At 41.2% G+C, this 15,535-nt stretch carries 8 protein-coding genes, 5 pseudogenes and 1 CRISPR repeat array; of the genes and pseudogenes, 8 read left to right on the forward strand and 5 right to left on the reverse strand.

The window, feature by feature from the left end; all coding sequences use genetic code 11:
- The first annotated feature begins 74 nt into the window (after positions 1-74).
- Positions 75-641, forward strand: a complete 567-nt coding sequence (locus WA1_RS38555) for a hypothetical protein (RefSeq protein WP_017749753.1) — start codon at positions 75-77, stop codon at positions 639-641.
- A gap of 179 nt (positions 642-820) precedes the next feature.
- Here WA1_RS38555 and WA1_RS38560 read toward each other — a convergent pair whose 3' ends face one another.
- Positions 821-1,717: a DUF4351 domain-containing protein gene (locus WA1_RS38560; protein ID WP_017749754.1), complete on the reverse strand. Its 897-nt coding sequence runs from the start codon at positions 1,715-1,717 to the stop codon at positions 821-823.
- Between the two features lie 203 nt (positions 1,718-1,920).
- On the reverse strand, positions 1,921-2,853 hold the full coding sequence (locus tag WA1_RS38565; protein WP_017749755.1) for a DUF4351 domain-containing protein: 933 nt from the start codon (positions 2,851-2,853) through the stop codon (positions 1,921-1,923).
- Between the two features lie 591 nt (positions 2,854-3,444).
- On the opposite strand from WA1_RS38565, the gene petJ reads away from it, so the two are divergent.
- From petJ to WA1_RS38590, 5 genes and pseudogenes are all read left to right on the forward strand, one after another.
- The gene (petJ, locus tag WA1_RS38570) at positions 3,445-3,792 is read left to right on the forward strand and encodes a cytochrome c6 PetJ (protein ID WP_026135347.1); all 348 of its coding nucleotides are present in this window, start codon (positions 3,445-3,447) and stop codon (positions 3,790-3,792) included.
- A 208-nt stretch (positions 3,793-4,000) separates the two neighbouring features.
- Positions 4,001-4,399 (forward strand): annotated as a pseudogene (locus WA1_RS38575) (aldo/keto reductase); the annotation flags it as partial.
- Between the two features lie 192 nt (positions 4,400-4,591).
- Positions 4,592-6,064, forward strand: a complete 1,473-nt coding sequence (locus WA1_RS38580; RefSeq protein WP_017749758.1) for a TldD/PmbA family protein — start codon at positions 4,592-4,594, stop codon at positions 6,062-6,064.
- Between the two features lie 133 nt (positions 6,065-6,197).
- Positions 6,198-7,541: a TldD/PmbA family protein gene (locus WA1_RS38585; protein WP_017749759.1), complete on the forward strand. Its 1,344-nt coding sequence runs from the start codon at positions 6,198-6,200 to the stop codon at positions 7,539-7,541.
- Between the two features lie 239 nt (positions 7,542-7,780).
- Positions 7,781-8,968: a CRISPR direct-repeat array (repeat unit 37 nt; unit sequence GTTGCAACTTATACTAATCCCTATTAGGGATTGAAAC).
- 551 nt (positions 8,969-9,519) lie between these two features.
- Positions 9,520-10,620: pseudogene (locus WA1_RS38590) on the forward strand (reverse transcriptase domain-containing protein); the annotation flags it as partial.
- Here WA1_RS38590 and WA1_RS62115 read toward each other — a convergent pair.
- The 3 pseudogenes from WA1_RS62115 to WA1_RS60720 form a co-directional block, all read right to left on the reverse strand.
- Positions 10,615-10,773 (reverse strand): annotated as a pseudogene (locus WA1_RS62115) (YdeI/OmpD-associated family protein); the annotation flags it as partial. The pseudogenes WA1_RS38590 and WA1_RS62115 overlap by 6 nt on opposite strands.
- A gap of 265 nt (positions 10,774-11,038) precedes the next feature.
- A pseudogene (locus WA1_RS60715) lies at positions 11,039-11,467 on the reverse strand (Clp protease N-terminal domain-containing protein); the annotation flags it as partial.
- A 159-nt stretch (positions 11,468-11,626) separates the two neighbouring features.
- A pseudogene (locus tag WA1_RS60720) lies at positions 11,627-11,875 on the reverse strand (ArsR/SmtB family transcription factor); the annotation flags it as partial.
- 181 nt (positions 11,876-12,056) lie between these two features.
- Here WA1_RS60720 and hisD point away from each other — a divergent pair.
- A complete protein-coding gene (hisD, locus tag WA1_RS38600; RefSeq protein WP_201789149.1) occupies positions 12,057-13,385 on the forward strand; it encodes a histidinol dehydrogenase in 1,329 nt (442 codons plus the stop codon).
- Between the two features lie 675 nt (positions 13,386-14,060).
- Positions 14,061-15,392, forward strand: coding sequence for an RNA-guided endonuclease IscB (gene iscB, locus WA1_RS38605; RefSeq protein ID WP_017750198.1), 1,332 nt, complete (start codon positions 14,061-14,063; stop codon positions 15,390-15,392).
- The last annotated feature ends 143 nt before the right edge of the window (positions 15,393-15,535 follow it).

The raw sequence follows: 15,535 nt of genomic DNA on the forward strand, positions 1-15,535 counted from the left end.
CAAAAAAGTCGCTCTATGGTCAGTCTGGCAAAAAGCTAAGTTAATACACTTATTTTATATATCAAGGAACTGTTATGAGTGATAAGCAACCGATGCTGGAAGTTTATCTTCAAGAATACGAGAAACTTAAGGATGAGCAAACGCAAAGAATTGGCTTTCGAGATAATCTGCTTTATGTGACACTAGGGGTTATTGGTGCAATCATCGCTGTTGCTATCCCCAATAAAGCGAATGACAACCAAGCAAATTATTATGCACTTCTTGTTATCCCTTGGGTTTGTCTTATCTTGGGCTGGACTTATGTTGTCAATGATGAAAAAATCACGGCAATTGGCAGATATCTTCGCTTGACACTAGTGGAAAAAATTAAAGAACTGACTGGTAACACCGATACTGAATCAATCTTTGGGTGGGAAATAGCTCATAGAAGCGATCCCCGTCGAAAACGACGCAAGATAGAACAATTAATTGTTGACCTTATCGCTTTTGTTGGTTCTGGTATAGTTGCATTGATAGCCTTTTGGTTGCTTGTATCAAAGCCTCCTTTAGCTGTTAATCTTCTAGGTGTGATAGAACTGTTACTTTTGCTTGTCTTGGGTTTAGAGATTGTAATTTACGCTGACCTAGCAAAGGGAAAATAGCTGCTGTTTGAGTTCAGAAACTGACTTAGCTCAAATTTACCATAAAAAAGTTTTGTTGTAAATTAGAGAAAAACATCTCTTTTGAAAAATGGCACTCGAGCAAAAGTGACTCTTCCAGTGAGTTGCGATCGTAAAAAAGATCCCCGACAACTTCTGCGAAGTCGGGGATCTAAGGTGTTCTATGCTTCAGATTGATTTAACCAAGCTTGTAAATCAGCCACCTCAGAAAAATCTAATAAAACTTCTCCCAAAGCTTCAAGTTGTTCGGTGGATAATTCTCTAATTTGTTGAGTTAATGATGCATCGATTTCACCAAAGAGGCGATTTAGCTGACGCATAACTAGACGTTGCTCTCCTTCAAGTCGCCCCTCTTCTTTGGTTTGTTCTCGATTGCGTTGATAAAGTGGCTCTAATCGCATAACTAACTCCTGGTCGTCTTTATTTATATTTTGATTGATTCTCAAATTTTCCCGCAGGTTGTAAACTAATTCTAGCGTTGCTTTTTGGTAGGGATGATGTTCAGGTAACCCAAGAAGTTCAACAATTGCTTGCTCTTGTACTTTTCCCCTACCCAACAGTCTCAACCATAACGTCTCTGGTGTCGGTGGTAGTTGATGTATGGCGACAATTGCTGCTCTCAACGCACCTCCTAAAAAGTAAATTCCTGGTAACCATCCCGGTTTTTGGTTAATATTAAAACTTGATAATCTGTCAGCAGATGCTGTGGGAGTGAGAATCCAGAGTTTGGGAATTTTATGTTTTGGAAGTTTCGTTTTCTTGGCTTTTGCTTCTCGCCGCATCGAGGCTCTGACTTCCAATAATTTTAGCAGGCAGTCGCAGATTTCATCTTCAGATGCTGCATTGCGGAATGGTTCTACTATCATCGGGAATTCGGCAAATCTCCCCAGTAGTCCTAGTGTTTGTAGATCGGCACTTCGGGGTTGAGCGGGAATGAAGAAAACATCTATCTCTTTAATCTCTCCTGAAACTTTTTCTGAGGTTTTGACCTCCCCGTAGCTTTTGAGTAATTCTTCAAGGTAATCTTTGGCAAATTTGTCATGTATAAAGCGGGTCATTGAATTAGAAACATGGATTTTGGCATTTGTTAAGCGGTCATTGTATCAGATTTTATTTCCAGAAAAACTGAAGTGATGAGAATTTTCAAGCGCGGAGACTGCTTGCAGAAGCTAATTTTCTCTGCTGACATTTATGATAGGTGCGGTTGATTGAACAATATAGATCCCCGACTTCGCAAAAGTTGTCGGGGAGCTAAGGTTTTCTATGCTTCAGATTGATTTAACCAAGCTTGTAAATCAGCCACCTCAGAAAAGTCTAATAAAACTTCTCCTAAAGCTTCAAGTTGTTCGGTGGATAATTCTCTAATTTGCTGAGTTAATGATGCATCGATTTCACCAAAGAGGCGATTTAGCTGACGCATAACCAGACGTTGCTCTCCTTCAAGTCGTCCCTCTTGTCGTCCCTCTTGTCGTCCCTCTTGTCGTCCCTCTTCTTTAGCTTGTTCCCGATTGCGCTGATAAAGTGGTTCTAATCGCATAACCAACTCCTGGTCGTCTTTATTTATATTTTGATTGATTCTCAAATTTTCTTGCAGGTTGTAAACTAATTCTAGCGTTGCTCTCTGGTAGGGATTATCAGAGGGTAATCCAAGTAGTTCAACAATTGCTTGCTCTTGTACTTTTCCCCTACCCAACAGTCTCAACCATAACGTCTCTGGTGTCGGTGGTAGTTGATGTATGGCAACAATTGCTGCTCTTAACGCACCTCCTAAAAAGTAAATTCCTGGTAACCATCCCGGTTTTTGGTTAATGTTAAAACTTGATAATCTGTCAGCAGATGCTGTGGGCGTGAGAATCCACAGTTTAGGAATTTTATGTTTTGGAAGTTTCGTTTTCTTGGCTTTTGCTTCTCGCCGCATCGAGGCTCTGATTTCCAATAATTTTAGCAAGCAGTCGCAGATTTCATCTTCAGATGCTGCATTGCGGAATGGTTCTACTATCATCGGGAATTCGGCAAATCTCCCCAGTAGTCCTAGTGTTTGTAGATCGGCACTTCGGGGTTGAGCGGGAATGAAGAAAACATCTATCTCTTTAATCTCTCCTGAAACTTTTTCTGAGGTTTTGACCTCCCCGTAGTTTTTGAGTAATTCTTCGAGGTAATCTTTGGCAAACTTGTCATGTATAAAGCGGGTCATTGAATTAGAAACATGGATTTTGGCATTTGTTAAGCGGTCATTGTATCAGATTTTATTTCCAGAAAAACTGAAGTGATGAGAACTTTTAAGCGCGTAGACTGCTTGCAGAAGCTAATTTTCTCTGCTGACATTTATTACAGATGCGGTTGATTGAACAATATAGATCCCCGACTTCGCAAAAGTTGTCGGGGATCTGAGGTTTTCTATGCTTCAGTAAAGTCTTAATTCATACTTGCCTTGGCGATTAGAAATCGCGGCTATACAGGCAAAACCCACCTACGTGGGTTTCAGAACCTTGATTTTTCGTGAGTCCGCGCAGGCGGACTTTGTTTGTATGGTAGTCAAGACAAACCTATTATTTATGGCTCGTCTGACCCATCTTTTCGTGGTGACCCAACACGGTATAATGCAGAGGAACTGCTGGTGGCATCAATTTCTGCTTGTCATATGCTTTGGTATCTCCCTCTGTGTGCTAGTACAAAAATTGTTGTGACGGATTACAGAGGAAGAGAATACGGCATTTTGCCGCATACACCTTTGTCGCATACTACAACCAATTGGTTAACAGGAATGAACTTATTTAATGTTGATATGAATATCAAACTTCCAAAGCTCATCACTATTTTATTAGTGATATTCGTGGTTTTAAGTTTCTCTTTCCTTCCTGAAGCAATAGCAGCAGATACAAATAATGGTGCTAAAATTTTTAGCGTAAATTGTGCTGGGTGTCATATCAACGGGAGCAATATTATTAGACGAGGAAAGAACTTAAAATTGAAAGCACTTAAGAAATATGGGATGGATTCTGTAGATGCGATCGCATCTATCGTAACCAACGGGAAAAACAATATGTCAGCCTACAAAGATCGGTTAACCGAGGAAGAAATACAAGATGTCTCTGCTTATGTTTTAGAGCAAGCACAAAAAGACTGGCGATGAGAGAAAATCACCGATGATGACAGGCGAGACGCCTATCCTACACCACCAACCACCAATGATGACAGGCGAGACGCCTATCCTACACCACCAACCACTAATGATGACAGGCGAGACGCCTATCCTACACCACCAACCACTAACAACTAACAACTAACTAAATTCATGAACCTACAATTCACCACAGATTTAAACATTTGTCGCCTCTTAAACAGTTTGTGGTGGTTTTTTATCAGAAAAATATTTAGGTGTTCCAGAACCAAGAGGGTCTGAATTGACGACTGTCAGCTTGAAAAAATACAAAAATATGATAAATGGTTGGGGTGATTGGCAGCTATTCCAAGAATTACTGTCTGCTGTCAAGAGCATAGCTGACAAACACAGTGTTAGTATTCCCAATGTAGCACTGCGTTATATTTTAGACAAACCAACAGTAGCGGGTGCGATCGTTGGCGCAAGGCTTGGTATAACCGAACATCTGGAAGATAATGCCAGAGTATTCAGCTTTACATTAGATACTGAGGATTTGCATCAGATAGAAGCAGTCTCTAGCAAATCGAGGGACTTATATCAGTTAATCGGTGACTGTGGGGACGAATATCGGCGATAGGTGCTTATAGCCTAACACTTTTTTAAGTTTCAAGAAAAAGGTAGAAAGTCGGATTCCCCACCTGTCATCCTCTCACCTTATGACCATAATAGGTAAATAGGTATGATTGTACACAGTTCATTCAACCCGTCATATTTTACCTGAGTCAGAACTGCTAAAACACTTCTTAAACCTAGCTTACCGAAAATACTAATGCTTACAATTACTCCACTTCTCTCGAATCAACTTCCTAGCCTACATTACTCCTTCACCCCAGAGCGCTTCGATGAAACCTGGGAAGCTCCCTTGTCTACCCTTTTGGGACTGGGACGTGCGGCGGGTGCTGATTTTATTGAATTTTTCTTAGAGCGTGTTAATTATATTAGCTGCCTTGCAGAAGAAGATACCATCACCAGCATTACACCCCGTCTGTCTACAGGTGCGGGAGTCAGAGTTTTTCGTGGTCAAGCAGATTGTTATGTTAGCACCAATGACCTAACATTTTCCGGGTTGAAAGCAGCGTTGGAAAAAGGGCTTTCTATCATGGGGTTGCAACTCCCCGCACCCAACTCTTTTATCCCAGAAATTAACTTGGAACTGCTGCGAGACTACGCCACCAAAAGAGGTAAAGATGGGTGGCTACCTCTTTGTAGCTCAATTCGAGAAATGGGAGAACTATTGCTTGAAAGTACCGACCAACTCAAGCAAAAGGCAAATCACATACAATCGCGCCGCAGCACATATTTCCGTGATTGGCAAGAAGTTTTAGTCGCCGCTAGCGATGGGACTTTTGCTCGTGATATTCGCCTCACCCAATCGGTAGGTCTCAGCCTTCTGTGTGCTGATGGAGCTAATCGCACTTCTATTGGAGAACGTGGTGGTAACACTAGCGACCCCAATTTCCTGAGAACTTGGGACTACAAGGAAGCAGTAGAACAAATTTCCGAATCAGCTGGAAAAATGCTCTACGCTGATTACGTAGAGTCAGGAACTTACCCCATTGTTATGGCAAATCACTTTGGTGGGGTTATCTTCCACGAGGCATGCGGACACCTACTTGAAACGACTCAAATCGAACGCAACACCACTCCTTTTGCTGATAAGAAAGGTGAAAAAATTGCCCATGAAAGTCTAACTGCTTGGGATGAAGGGCGGACAGAAAACGCTTTTGGTACCATTGACATGGATGATGAAGGAATGCCAGCCCAAAGAACCCTGTTGATTGAGAAAGGAGTTTTAAAGAACTTCTTAGCTGACAGGACTGGTTCTTGGCGCACCGGACATCCCAGAACAGGTAGCGGTCGCCGTCAGAATTTCACCTTTGCTGCAGCAAGCCGGATGCGTAACACATATATTGCGACAGGCGAGTACAGTGTTGATGATATCTTTGGCTCCATTGACAAAGGAATTTACTGTAAAAAGATGGGTGGCGGTAGCGTTGGTGCTACAGGTCAATTTAACTTTGGTGTAGACGAAGCTTATTTGATTGAAAACGGCAAAATCACTAAGCCATTAAAGGGAGCGATTTTGATTGGTGAAGCTAAGGAAATTATGAACAAAATTTCCATGTGCTCTCAAGATTTATCTCTTGCGCCTGGTTTTTGTGGTTCTGTCAGTGGCAGTATTTATACCACTGTAGGACAGCCCCACATTAAAGTTGATTCCATCACCGTAGGTGGACGGTAAACAGTGACCAGTGACCAGTGACCAGTGACCAGTGACCAGTAAACAGTGACCAGTGACCAGTAAACAGTGACCAGTGACCAGTGACCAGTGACCACTAACAACTAACCACTAACAACTAACCATCAACCAGACTATGCCCAATATTACTGAGATTGCAACTTACGCCAAGGAAAATGCAGAAAAGCTTGGCATCAACAAATTTGATATTTATGGCTCAAGTGCAGACCAAACCAGTGTACAAGTAGATCGAGGTGAGCCGAAGCAAGTGAAAGCTTCCAATCTTTCTGGTGTCACTGTTCGTGTTTGGAATGAAGACAACACAATGGGTGTCACCACGACAACAGATGTAGACCCCAAAGGACTTGAGTTAGCTTTGAAAACTGCATATGAAGCAAGTTTCTTTGGTGTTAAAGAAAATGTGCCAGATTTTAGTCCTGAAGCGACTGTTCCCATAGACCGTTCCTCTGACGAAAAAGCACCTCAAGTCCCTGTTGCTCAACTTATTGATAGTTTATTAGCAGCTGAAAAAGAATTACTGAATGCTCATCCAGCGATTAAGGGAGTGCCTTACAATAGTTTGGCGCAAAGAGATATCGATAGGTTCTATCTCAACAGCAATGGTGCTATGAGAACAGAATCTCGCTCCGTAGCATCAGTTTATCTTTACAGCAAAACAGAAGAAGACGGGAAAAAACCTCGTAGTGCTGGTGCTTTTAGAATTAGCCGGGGTTTAGAAAATTTAGACATTAATGGTTGTATCAAGGAAACAGCAGAGAAAACTATCAGCCATTTGAATTATGAAAAAATCAAGTCGGGTAAATATCGAGTTGTTTTCTCACCAGATGCTTTTTTAAGTTTACTGGGTGCTTTTTCTAACATATTCAACGCTCAGAGTATTTTGGACAAGCAAAGCTTATCTACCCCTGATGATTTAGGAAAGCAAATTGCTTCTCCTCTGCTTTCAGTCGCTGATGATGATTTACATCCAGCCAACGTTGGTGCAGAAGTTTTTGATGGTGAAGGAACTCCTACTCGCCGAATTTCACTCATTGAAAATGGCGTTTTAACAAACTTTCTCCACAGTGCAGGTACTGCAAAAAGAATGAACGCAACCCCAACGGGTCATGCTAATATTGGTGCAAAAGTCACTGTCAGCCCCAATTTCTATCATGTCTTTGGATCTTCTGCGACGGCTGAACAGGAATTGAGCTTGGAAACTGCTGAGAATGTCATTTTGATTGATGATTTACAAGCTCTGCATGCAGGGGTGAAAGCTTTACAAGGTTCTTTCTCTCTGCCGTTTGATGGTTGGTTAGTGAACAAAGGTGAGAAAATTAGCATTGAGTCAGCTACTGTTGCGGGAGATTTTTTGGAAGTCCTCAAGTCTATTCTTTTTGTGGAAAAAGAAGCGGAATTAACTCCTGGTGGGGTTTGTCCCAGAGTTTGGGTTGATGAACTCTCTATTACTGGTGAGTAGCTAGATTTTATTGCGCGGATGGGTAGGTGTAGAAAAATAAGTTCCCAAAAAAAGTACTCTAAAGCTTTGATATATAAGGCTTTGAGTCCATTTAAAAACAAAAACCATCCGCGATACTTACCAGATAAGCTTTTCAGCGATTTTCTCTTGTCACTACCACCCGCGATCGTGCTATGATTAGACCATCCGCGCTACCGCACCTTGAAAACCACATATAGTAAGCTTTTCAACTCCAAGCAGTTGCAACTTATACTAATCCCTATTAGGGATTGAAACAGATATAGATTTAGATACAGTAGTTAGAAAAACATCTGGTTGCAACTTATACTAATCCCTATTAGGGATTGAAACGGGATGCTCTGGCTCATCGCTCTGTTTCTCGAACTTGTTGCAACTTATACTAATCCCTATTAGGGATTGAAACAATTGTGATTTTGTTTCAAGATTCCAATATTTAGGTTGCAACTTATACTAATCCCTATTAGGGATTGAAACAGTACTGATGCCTGACCGCACCGATTATTTTTGTTGCAACTTATACTAATCCCTATTAGGGATTGAAACGAAAGAAAGCGCATAGGTCTGCATATCCTTCTGCAAAGTTGCAACTTATACTAATCCCTATTAGGGATTGAAACGGTAGTAAAACAAAGGGATACACAGCTTATTTAGGTTGCAACTTATACTAATCCCTATTAGGGATTGAAACATATTGAAAAATTTAACCCTATATTTCTATAGGGTTGCAACTTATACTAATCCCTATTAGGGATTGAAACAAGTAAAAATGGTTCACAAGCCATTGCAAACTCGTTGCAACTTATACTAATCCCTATTAGGGATTGAAACTTCTACTAATTCTAGTTCGTTTACAAAAACCCATGGTTGGTTGCAACTTATACTAATCCCTATTAGGGATTGAAACCCATTGGCGTTAGACCCAATTGTACCCTTTAACGTTGCAACTTATACTAATCCCTATTAGGGATTGAAACGCAACTAACCCCGATATGAGCGGAAAAATTTCTCGTTGCAACTTATACTAATCCCTATTAGGGATTGAAACCCTTTATCTACAGGTAGTACACGTGTAGCATCAAGTTGCAACTTATACTAATCCCTATTAGGGATTGAAACTTTGCCATCATGCCCCACTGCTTGAGGCACTCACAAGGTTGCAACTTATACTAATCCCTATTAGGGATTGAAACGGCGCAATCACGTATGCAAAACGCCACGCTGACGGTTGCAACTTATACTAATCCCTATTAGGGATTGAAACCTTTTGATAAAATACGCCAGCAAGATAGCCTTGGCAATGTTGCAACTTATACTAATCCCTATTAGGGATTGAAACGGAACTTTTTGCTGCCAATAATTTCAAAAGAGAGTTGCAACTTATACTAATCCCTATTAGGGATTGAAACAGTGCGACTCGTTTTAGAGTAAAAATACTTAAGTATATAGCTCTAAGTGAGAACGACAAGGAAAAACCTTGAAAAGCTCATAACTGATTTCTGGATGTAGGTGAAAGCCCTACCCTGGAAAGGAAACAGTGACCCCCAACCTGCCCACGCTGAATAGACTCGGAATTCTATAGAGCGAAGCTGGGAACAGGACGCAATCAGAGCCAAAAGCAGATATGGCACACTGGCGTTAAAGGGAAGATGAAATGGATAAACAAGACCTAAAAAAGCGTCTTAATCCCAAGCGGTAATCTGGAAACAAAATACTGACCTCACACCCGATTCTCGCGGCAATCTTGTTTCGTTAGCCGTATTCCTATGAGAAGAGTGTAGGCGAAATGGTCTGTCCTAAATCATCAATCAATCAGAAATTGGAACGAGGAAAAATGGTGATGGAGTCTGGGGGGAGGTCGAAACCCTAGTAAGCGAGACGAGACGCCGAAAACTTCACATCAGGTAGGACGAACCGTAATTGGTTTGAGGCAATCAGAGTATAATTAACAGAGTAGAGTATGGTTAGACACGTAGAAAATAACTACAGTGAACTCTGGAAAAAGTTAGCGTGGAAAAAACTCCGCAAAAACCTATTCCGCCTACAAAGTCGATTATATAAAGCGAGTCGAGAAAATGACCGGAAACGAGTCAACAATCTACAGAAGCTAATACTGAGGTCGCGAAGCGCAAGATTACTGGCAATTCGACAAGTCACGCAATTAAATGTGGGAAAAAAAACGGCTGGAGTGGATGGTAAAAAGTCCTTAACCTTTCAACAAAGGTGGGAACTTGATGACCATTTAAGAAGAAATATCCCAGAATGGAAACATCAAGAACTCAAAGAAATTGCCATAGCAAAAAAAGACGGGAGTCAAAGAATACTAAAAATTCCGACTCTTGATGACAGAACATGGCAATGCATGATGAAATATGCCATAGAACCAGTACATGAAGCATTATTCAACGCCAGAAGCTATGGATTTAGACCAGGACGCTCAACACATGATTGTCAAAAATTGCTTTTTCAAAATTTGAATTCAAGTGTGAACGGCAAGGAAAAACAAATTCTAGAAATAGACATTGAAAAATGTTTCGATAGAATCAATCACAACTTCCTCATGTCCAAGGTCATAGCGCCTCAAAACGCAAAAAAGGGACTCTGGAGATGTCTGAAAATAGGAGTCCATCCAGATTTCCCGGACTCTGGAACACCACAAGGAGGCGTATGTAGCCCATTACTTGCGAATATAGCATTAGACGGAATCGAAGAAATCCATAAATCTCTGAGATATGCAGATGACATGGTATTTATTCTGAAACCCCATGAAAATGCTCAAAAGATACTTGAAAAAATTCAGGAATTTCTGCACAAACGAGGACTAAATATTAAAGCTTCAAAGACCAGATTAGTATCCGCGACAGATGGTTTTGACTTTTTAGGCTGGCACTTCCAAGTCCAGAAAAATGGCAAGTTTAGATGTACTCCCTCTGCGGAAAACTTTAAAACTTTCAGAGCCAAAATCAAAACGATTGTCAATAACTCGAATTTGGGGGCTTTAGAGAAAGCGGAAAAATTAGCTCCCATCGTCCGGGGATGGCGAAATTATCATCGTTACTGCTTCACTGTATTGAATACTTGGCTTACCACTTTTTACTTTATAGTAGAAAAGCCACACACCAACATAATTTTGATGATTTTTCTCCAACCATTCCCGCCATTCTTTCCGATTTTTGGCATAAAAGGTTTCTAATTGATTATCAAACTTCGACATAATAAGAACTTCTTAAAGTTTCGGGTTGGATTATTGTAAGACTTACGCAAACTTAACAGTATTCTGGGGATTTCACCTGTTGCAGATCTCCCCTAACCCCCTTAAAAAGAGGGGCTTTGCGTAAGCCCTGCATAAAATGAAACCGTCTTTTAAGATAGGGAGTGCAAGGGTATTTCGTCTTGCACTTTCTTGCTGCAAGTTTGATACGTTCTTGCGAATCGCAAATCTAACTTAAAGCACTTCGCAGCCTTTGTTCAAAAGCAACTAAGTCTATTCCCAGGTTTTGCAGCACTTTAATTGCGGCTCCTCCTCCACCTCCTGCACCTTCACGAAGAATACCCAATAATAAATGTTCTGTCCCAACATAGTTGACACCAAGTTTTTGAGATTCTTCTACCGATAGTTCTAAGACTTGCTTGGCTCTGGGTGTGTAGGGAATATCTAAAGGCGTATAACCTTTACCTCTACCTATAATTTTTTCGACTTCAATCCGTGCTTTTTCCAAGCTCACCCCTACAGAAGTGAGAATCTCAGATGCTACCCCACTACCTTCACCAATCACGCCTACTAAAATTTGTTCTGTCCCAATAAACTCATGTCCTAAGCGGCGAGACTCACTTTGTGCAAAAAACATAGCATTAATGGCTTTTTGGGTAAATCTTTCATATCCTTGAAGGCGAAATCTCTCAGACATGAATCCGAACAATTTTTGAAAGATAGCCTCAAAAAATCTTTCAAACATAAATCCTTCCTCTGTGTGTGTCTTGTTAGTGGCTCGAGAAGCACGATCGCCAAAAATACCCGTGCGATCGCTTCTTGTTTTCCCTGTGGTTAAAAAAGCAAGCAAATCCTCCATCGTCTCAGCATTTGCTGAGTACCACAAAAATTGCCTATCTTTTCGGCTAGTGACTAACCCCTCGTTTCGCAGCTTCTCCAAATGGTGAGATAAGGTGGAGTTCGGGATTTTTAGTTTTTCCTGAATCTCTCCCACTGTCAAGCCTTTTGGGTAAGCTGCAAACAGCAGCCGCATAATTTCAAGCCGTGGTTCTGACCCTAGTGCAGCAAACATATCTGCATAGCGAGCCGTTTCTTCATTATCCATATTACTAGAATAATCGAAATAATGTGGATGTCAATGTTAATTTTCTAGTAGGGGCGCAAGGCATTGCGCCCCTACATCTTTTTAACTACGAACGGAACATAGAGATTTTACCTTTTACCCTGTAAGTTGGTAATATGATAAAATTCCCTTTTTTCACCCAACCAAAATCAACCTTTAAGAAATGAGTGAGGGCAGGCATCTAGTGGTTAGAATTCTCAGACTGGCAGAAATGACACCTCAAGATCTCTCAGCATTGAAGAGACGAGCTGAGTTAAACATCGAACAAGCCCTCTCCATTGCAAAAGAGGTGATTGACCAAATTAGGCAGCGTGGCGATGCAGCCTTAATTGAATACGTGAGAAAATTTGACTATGCAGGCGCAGAACTAGAAAACCTAAAAGTCAGCGAACAAGAATTTGCAGATGCTCGCGAATCCATTGAACCTGAAATCAAATCAGCCCTCCATCAGGCATTTGTCAATATAAAAGAAGTTCATCAAAGACAGATGCCTGAAGAAATCCAACTGGCAGAAATTGACAGTGGAATTTTCGCAGGTGAAAAAGTGACACCGATCGCTAGTGCAGGGTTGTACGTTCCCCGAGGAAAAGGTGCTTTTCCATCAGTAATGCTCATGTTAACAATACCAGCAAAGGTGGCTGGTGTGAGCAAAATTATTGTGTGTACCCCCTCAGACAAAAATGGCAAGGTAGAACCTGCATCTCTTGTCGCCGCCGAAATGGCTGGAGTCAAAGACATATACAGGCTGGGTGGAATACAAGCGATCGCAGCCATGGCTTTGGGTACGGGAACAGTCCCCAAGGTTGACAAAATTACAGGTCCGTGTAATGTCTATGGTTCCGCCGCTAAGAGAATTTTATATGGAACAGTAGATGTAGGGCTACCAGCCGGACCAAGCGAGTCCATCATCTTAGCTGACGAACATACCGATCCTCAAATTGCAGCCCTCGATCTGTTAGTTGAAGCGGAACATGGTCCGGAGTCAGCAGCGTTACTCGTTACCCATGATGAATCCCTTGCTCTCAAAGCGGCTAAGTATGTAGCTGAGTATTTAACGAAACTTCCAGATTGGAGGCGAGAGTTTTGTGAGAAAGGGCTTTCTTCTTATGGTGGCATTTTACTCACACGCAGCCTAGAAGAATCACTTGATTTTGTCAACGATTATGCTCCAGAACATTTGGAAGTTTTAGTAAAAGAACCTTTCAGCGTACTCGGAAAGATAAAGAACGCTGGAGAAATCTTACTCGGTCCCTACACACCCATACCCGTGAGTAACTATTGTTTGGGAGTCAATGCTATTCTTCCAACAGGAGGCTTTGCGCGATCGTATTCGGCTGTGTCAGTCTTTGACTTCCTCAAGCGGGCGGGAATTGGCTATCTAACTCCAGAAGGCTTTGCCAAACTGAAACACACAACTCAAACACTCGCAACCTACGAAGGTTTTGCAGCCCATGCTATGGCAATTCAGGAAAGGGAAGGTTTATTGGATTAGGGAGTAGGGAGTAGGGAATAGGGAGTAGGGGGTAGAGGGCTAGAAGCTGTTACTTAATCTCTATGCAGGGCTATGCATTGCTACTCAAAAATGTGTAGCAATGCATTTTTTGGTCGTTAATTATATACGGTTTTCTCTACTTGTAGTGCGGGTCATACGCGGGTAGTGTAGAAATATAGAGACGAGGGACACGTATGAGGCTTCGAGAGAAATGGTTAAAAGTTCAATTAACCGAATGGGAACAGCATAAGCTGGATGCTTACGCGCAACGCGAAGGTTGGACAAAATCGCAGGCTGTCAGAGAATGGATTAAAAACTTACCATGTTACTTGGATTCAAGACCGAACTAAAGCTGAATAATACGCAACGCACCATGATGGTGACGACTCCACACATTCCCCTGGGTACAGGGTGAATGTGGGCTTCTTAAGAAATTAGGAAGTACGTCATTAGCCTAGGTGGTTCGTTACGCAAGAAATCACCACGTTTAACCAGAATATATAGGTACTTCAGAATACAGAGAGTAGCGTCTCGATCCCTAGTTCTGAACTCTACGACCAGTGATTAAACATTTCTACAGGAAGAGGAAAAGTGTTGCTGGTATAAAACCTGGATAAACATTGGCAAAGGGAACCACGCTGTAAGGCGATTACCTGTTTATTAGGAATACAAATCATGAAAGTCTACGTTGTCAACAAACACGGCAAACCGTTAATGCCTACGACTCCCCGTAAAGCTCGGTTGCTTTTGAAGGAAGGGAAAGCCAAAATTTATTGTCGCGCTCCATTTACCATTCAATTAATTTATGGTTCTAGTGGTTATACTCAACCAGGAAATTTAGGGATTGATGCAGGTTATCAAAATATTGGGTACAGTGTAGTCAACGAGAAAGAAGAATTAATTGGTGGTGAAGTTCAGATGTTAAAAGGTGTGTCTGAACGATTGACAGAACGAAAAAAATACCGTCAGCAAAGAAGAAATAGAAAAAGATATCGTGCGCCAAGATTTGATAATCGTAGGCGTAAAGACAATTGGCTAGCACCAAGTATTCAGCACAAACTAGATACTCATCACAAAATCATTGATAAAATTCAGAAAATAGTTCCAGTCAAAAAAATTACGATTGAAGTAGCTAGTTTTGACATTCAGAGAATAAAGGATGCTGAAATCCAAGGTGTGGGTTATCAACAGGGAGAAAAATATGGCTTTGATAATTTACGTGAATACATTTTGCACAGAGATGGGCATAAATGTCAAAACCCCAATTGTAAAAATAAAGATGTCAATCCAATATTAGAAGTACATCACTTAGGGTTTTGGAAAGAAGACAGAACAGATAGACCTGCCAACCTGATTACCTTATGTAATAAATGCCATGCATCCAAAAATCATAAAAAGAGTGGTTTCCTTTGTGGATGGGAGCCAAAGCTGAAGTCATTTAAAGGTGAAACCTTTATGACAACAGTTAGATGGCGTTTGACTAATGATGGACGATATAGTTCAACTTATGGCTACATCACCAAAGGCATTAGAAGAGAATTTAAAATAGAAAAATCTCATCACAACGATGCATTTGTTGTTGCAGGTGGTACTATTCAGAAAAGAGTAGAATCATTAATCCTAGAACAAATTAGGCGAAATAAGCGCTCGATGGAGCAGTTCTATGATGCCAAATATATTGATAGTAGAGACGGCTCAACTAAATCTGGTTCGGAATTATCCTCAGGTAGGAGAACTCGCAACAAACAAAAAAATGGTGAAAACTTGAGACTTTACCGGAAACACAAAGTATCAAAAGGGCAACGTCGAATTAAAAAATACCGTTACCGATACCAACCCAAGGATTTAGTTCAATTTGAAGGTCAGGTATACGAAGTTATTGGAATGCAAAACTTAGGTACTGGTGTGAAGTTGAAAAACTATCCTGGTGTCAAAAATAAGGTGGTTAACGTTAATAAAGTCAATCCTGTTAAAAGGAGATCTGGTTTATGTCAAATCGTGCCGTAATTGGCAATTCCTCATCGACTTCACTCCCGCGTTAACCTACGGTTAACATAAGTCGGAAGTCAATTCGTCATTGCCCCAAGATTCATCTCATCATTCCTCTGAGGTAAGAATTCAGGTATGAAAAAGAGGCAAGCAGGGGGAGC

The sequence above is a fragment of the Scytonema hofmannii PCC 7110 genome, assembly GCF_000346485.2.
Lineage (GTDB): Bacteria > Cyanobacteriota > Cyanobacteriia > Cyanobacteriales > Nostocaceae > Scytonema > Scytonema hofmannii.

Excerpts from the sequence above, each read along its gene's own strand:
- WA1_RS38555 (WP_017749753.1), top strand. The coding sequence starts at position 75 with ATGAGTGATAAGCAACCGATGCTGGAAGTTTATCTTCAAGAATACGAG.
- WA1_RS38560 (WP_017749754.1), bottom strand. The coding sequence starts at position 1,717 with ATGACCCGCTTTATACATGACAAATTTGCCAAAGATTACCTTGAAGAA.
- WA1_RS38565 (WP_017749755.1), bottom strand. The coding sequence starts at position 2,853 with ATGACCCGCTTTATACATGACAAGTTTGCCAAAGATTACCTCGAAGAA.
- petJ (WP_026135347.1), top strand. The coding sequence starts at position 3,445 with ATGAATATCAAACTTCCAAAGCTCATCACTATTTTATTAGTGATATTC.
- WA1_RS38580 (WP_017749758.1), top strand. The coding sequence starts at position 4,592 with ATGCTTACAATTACTCCACTTCTCTCGAATCAACTTCCTAGCCTACAT.
- WA1_RS38585 (WP_017749759.1), top strand. The coding sequence starts at position 6,198 with ATGCCCAATATTACTGAGATTGCAACTTACGCCAAGGAAAATGCAGAA.
- hisD (WP_201789149.1), top strand. The coding sequence starts at position 12,057 with ATGAGTGAGGGCAGGCATCTAGTGGTTAGAATTCTCAGACTGGCAGAA.
- iscB (WP_017750198.1), top strand. The coding sequence starts at position 14,061 with ATGAAAGTCTACGTTGTCAACAAACACGGCAAACCGTTAATGCCTACG.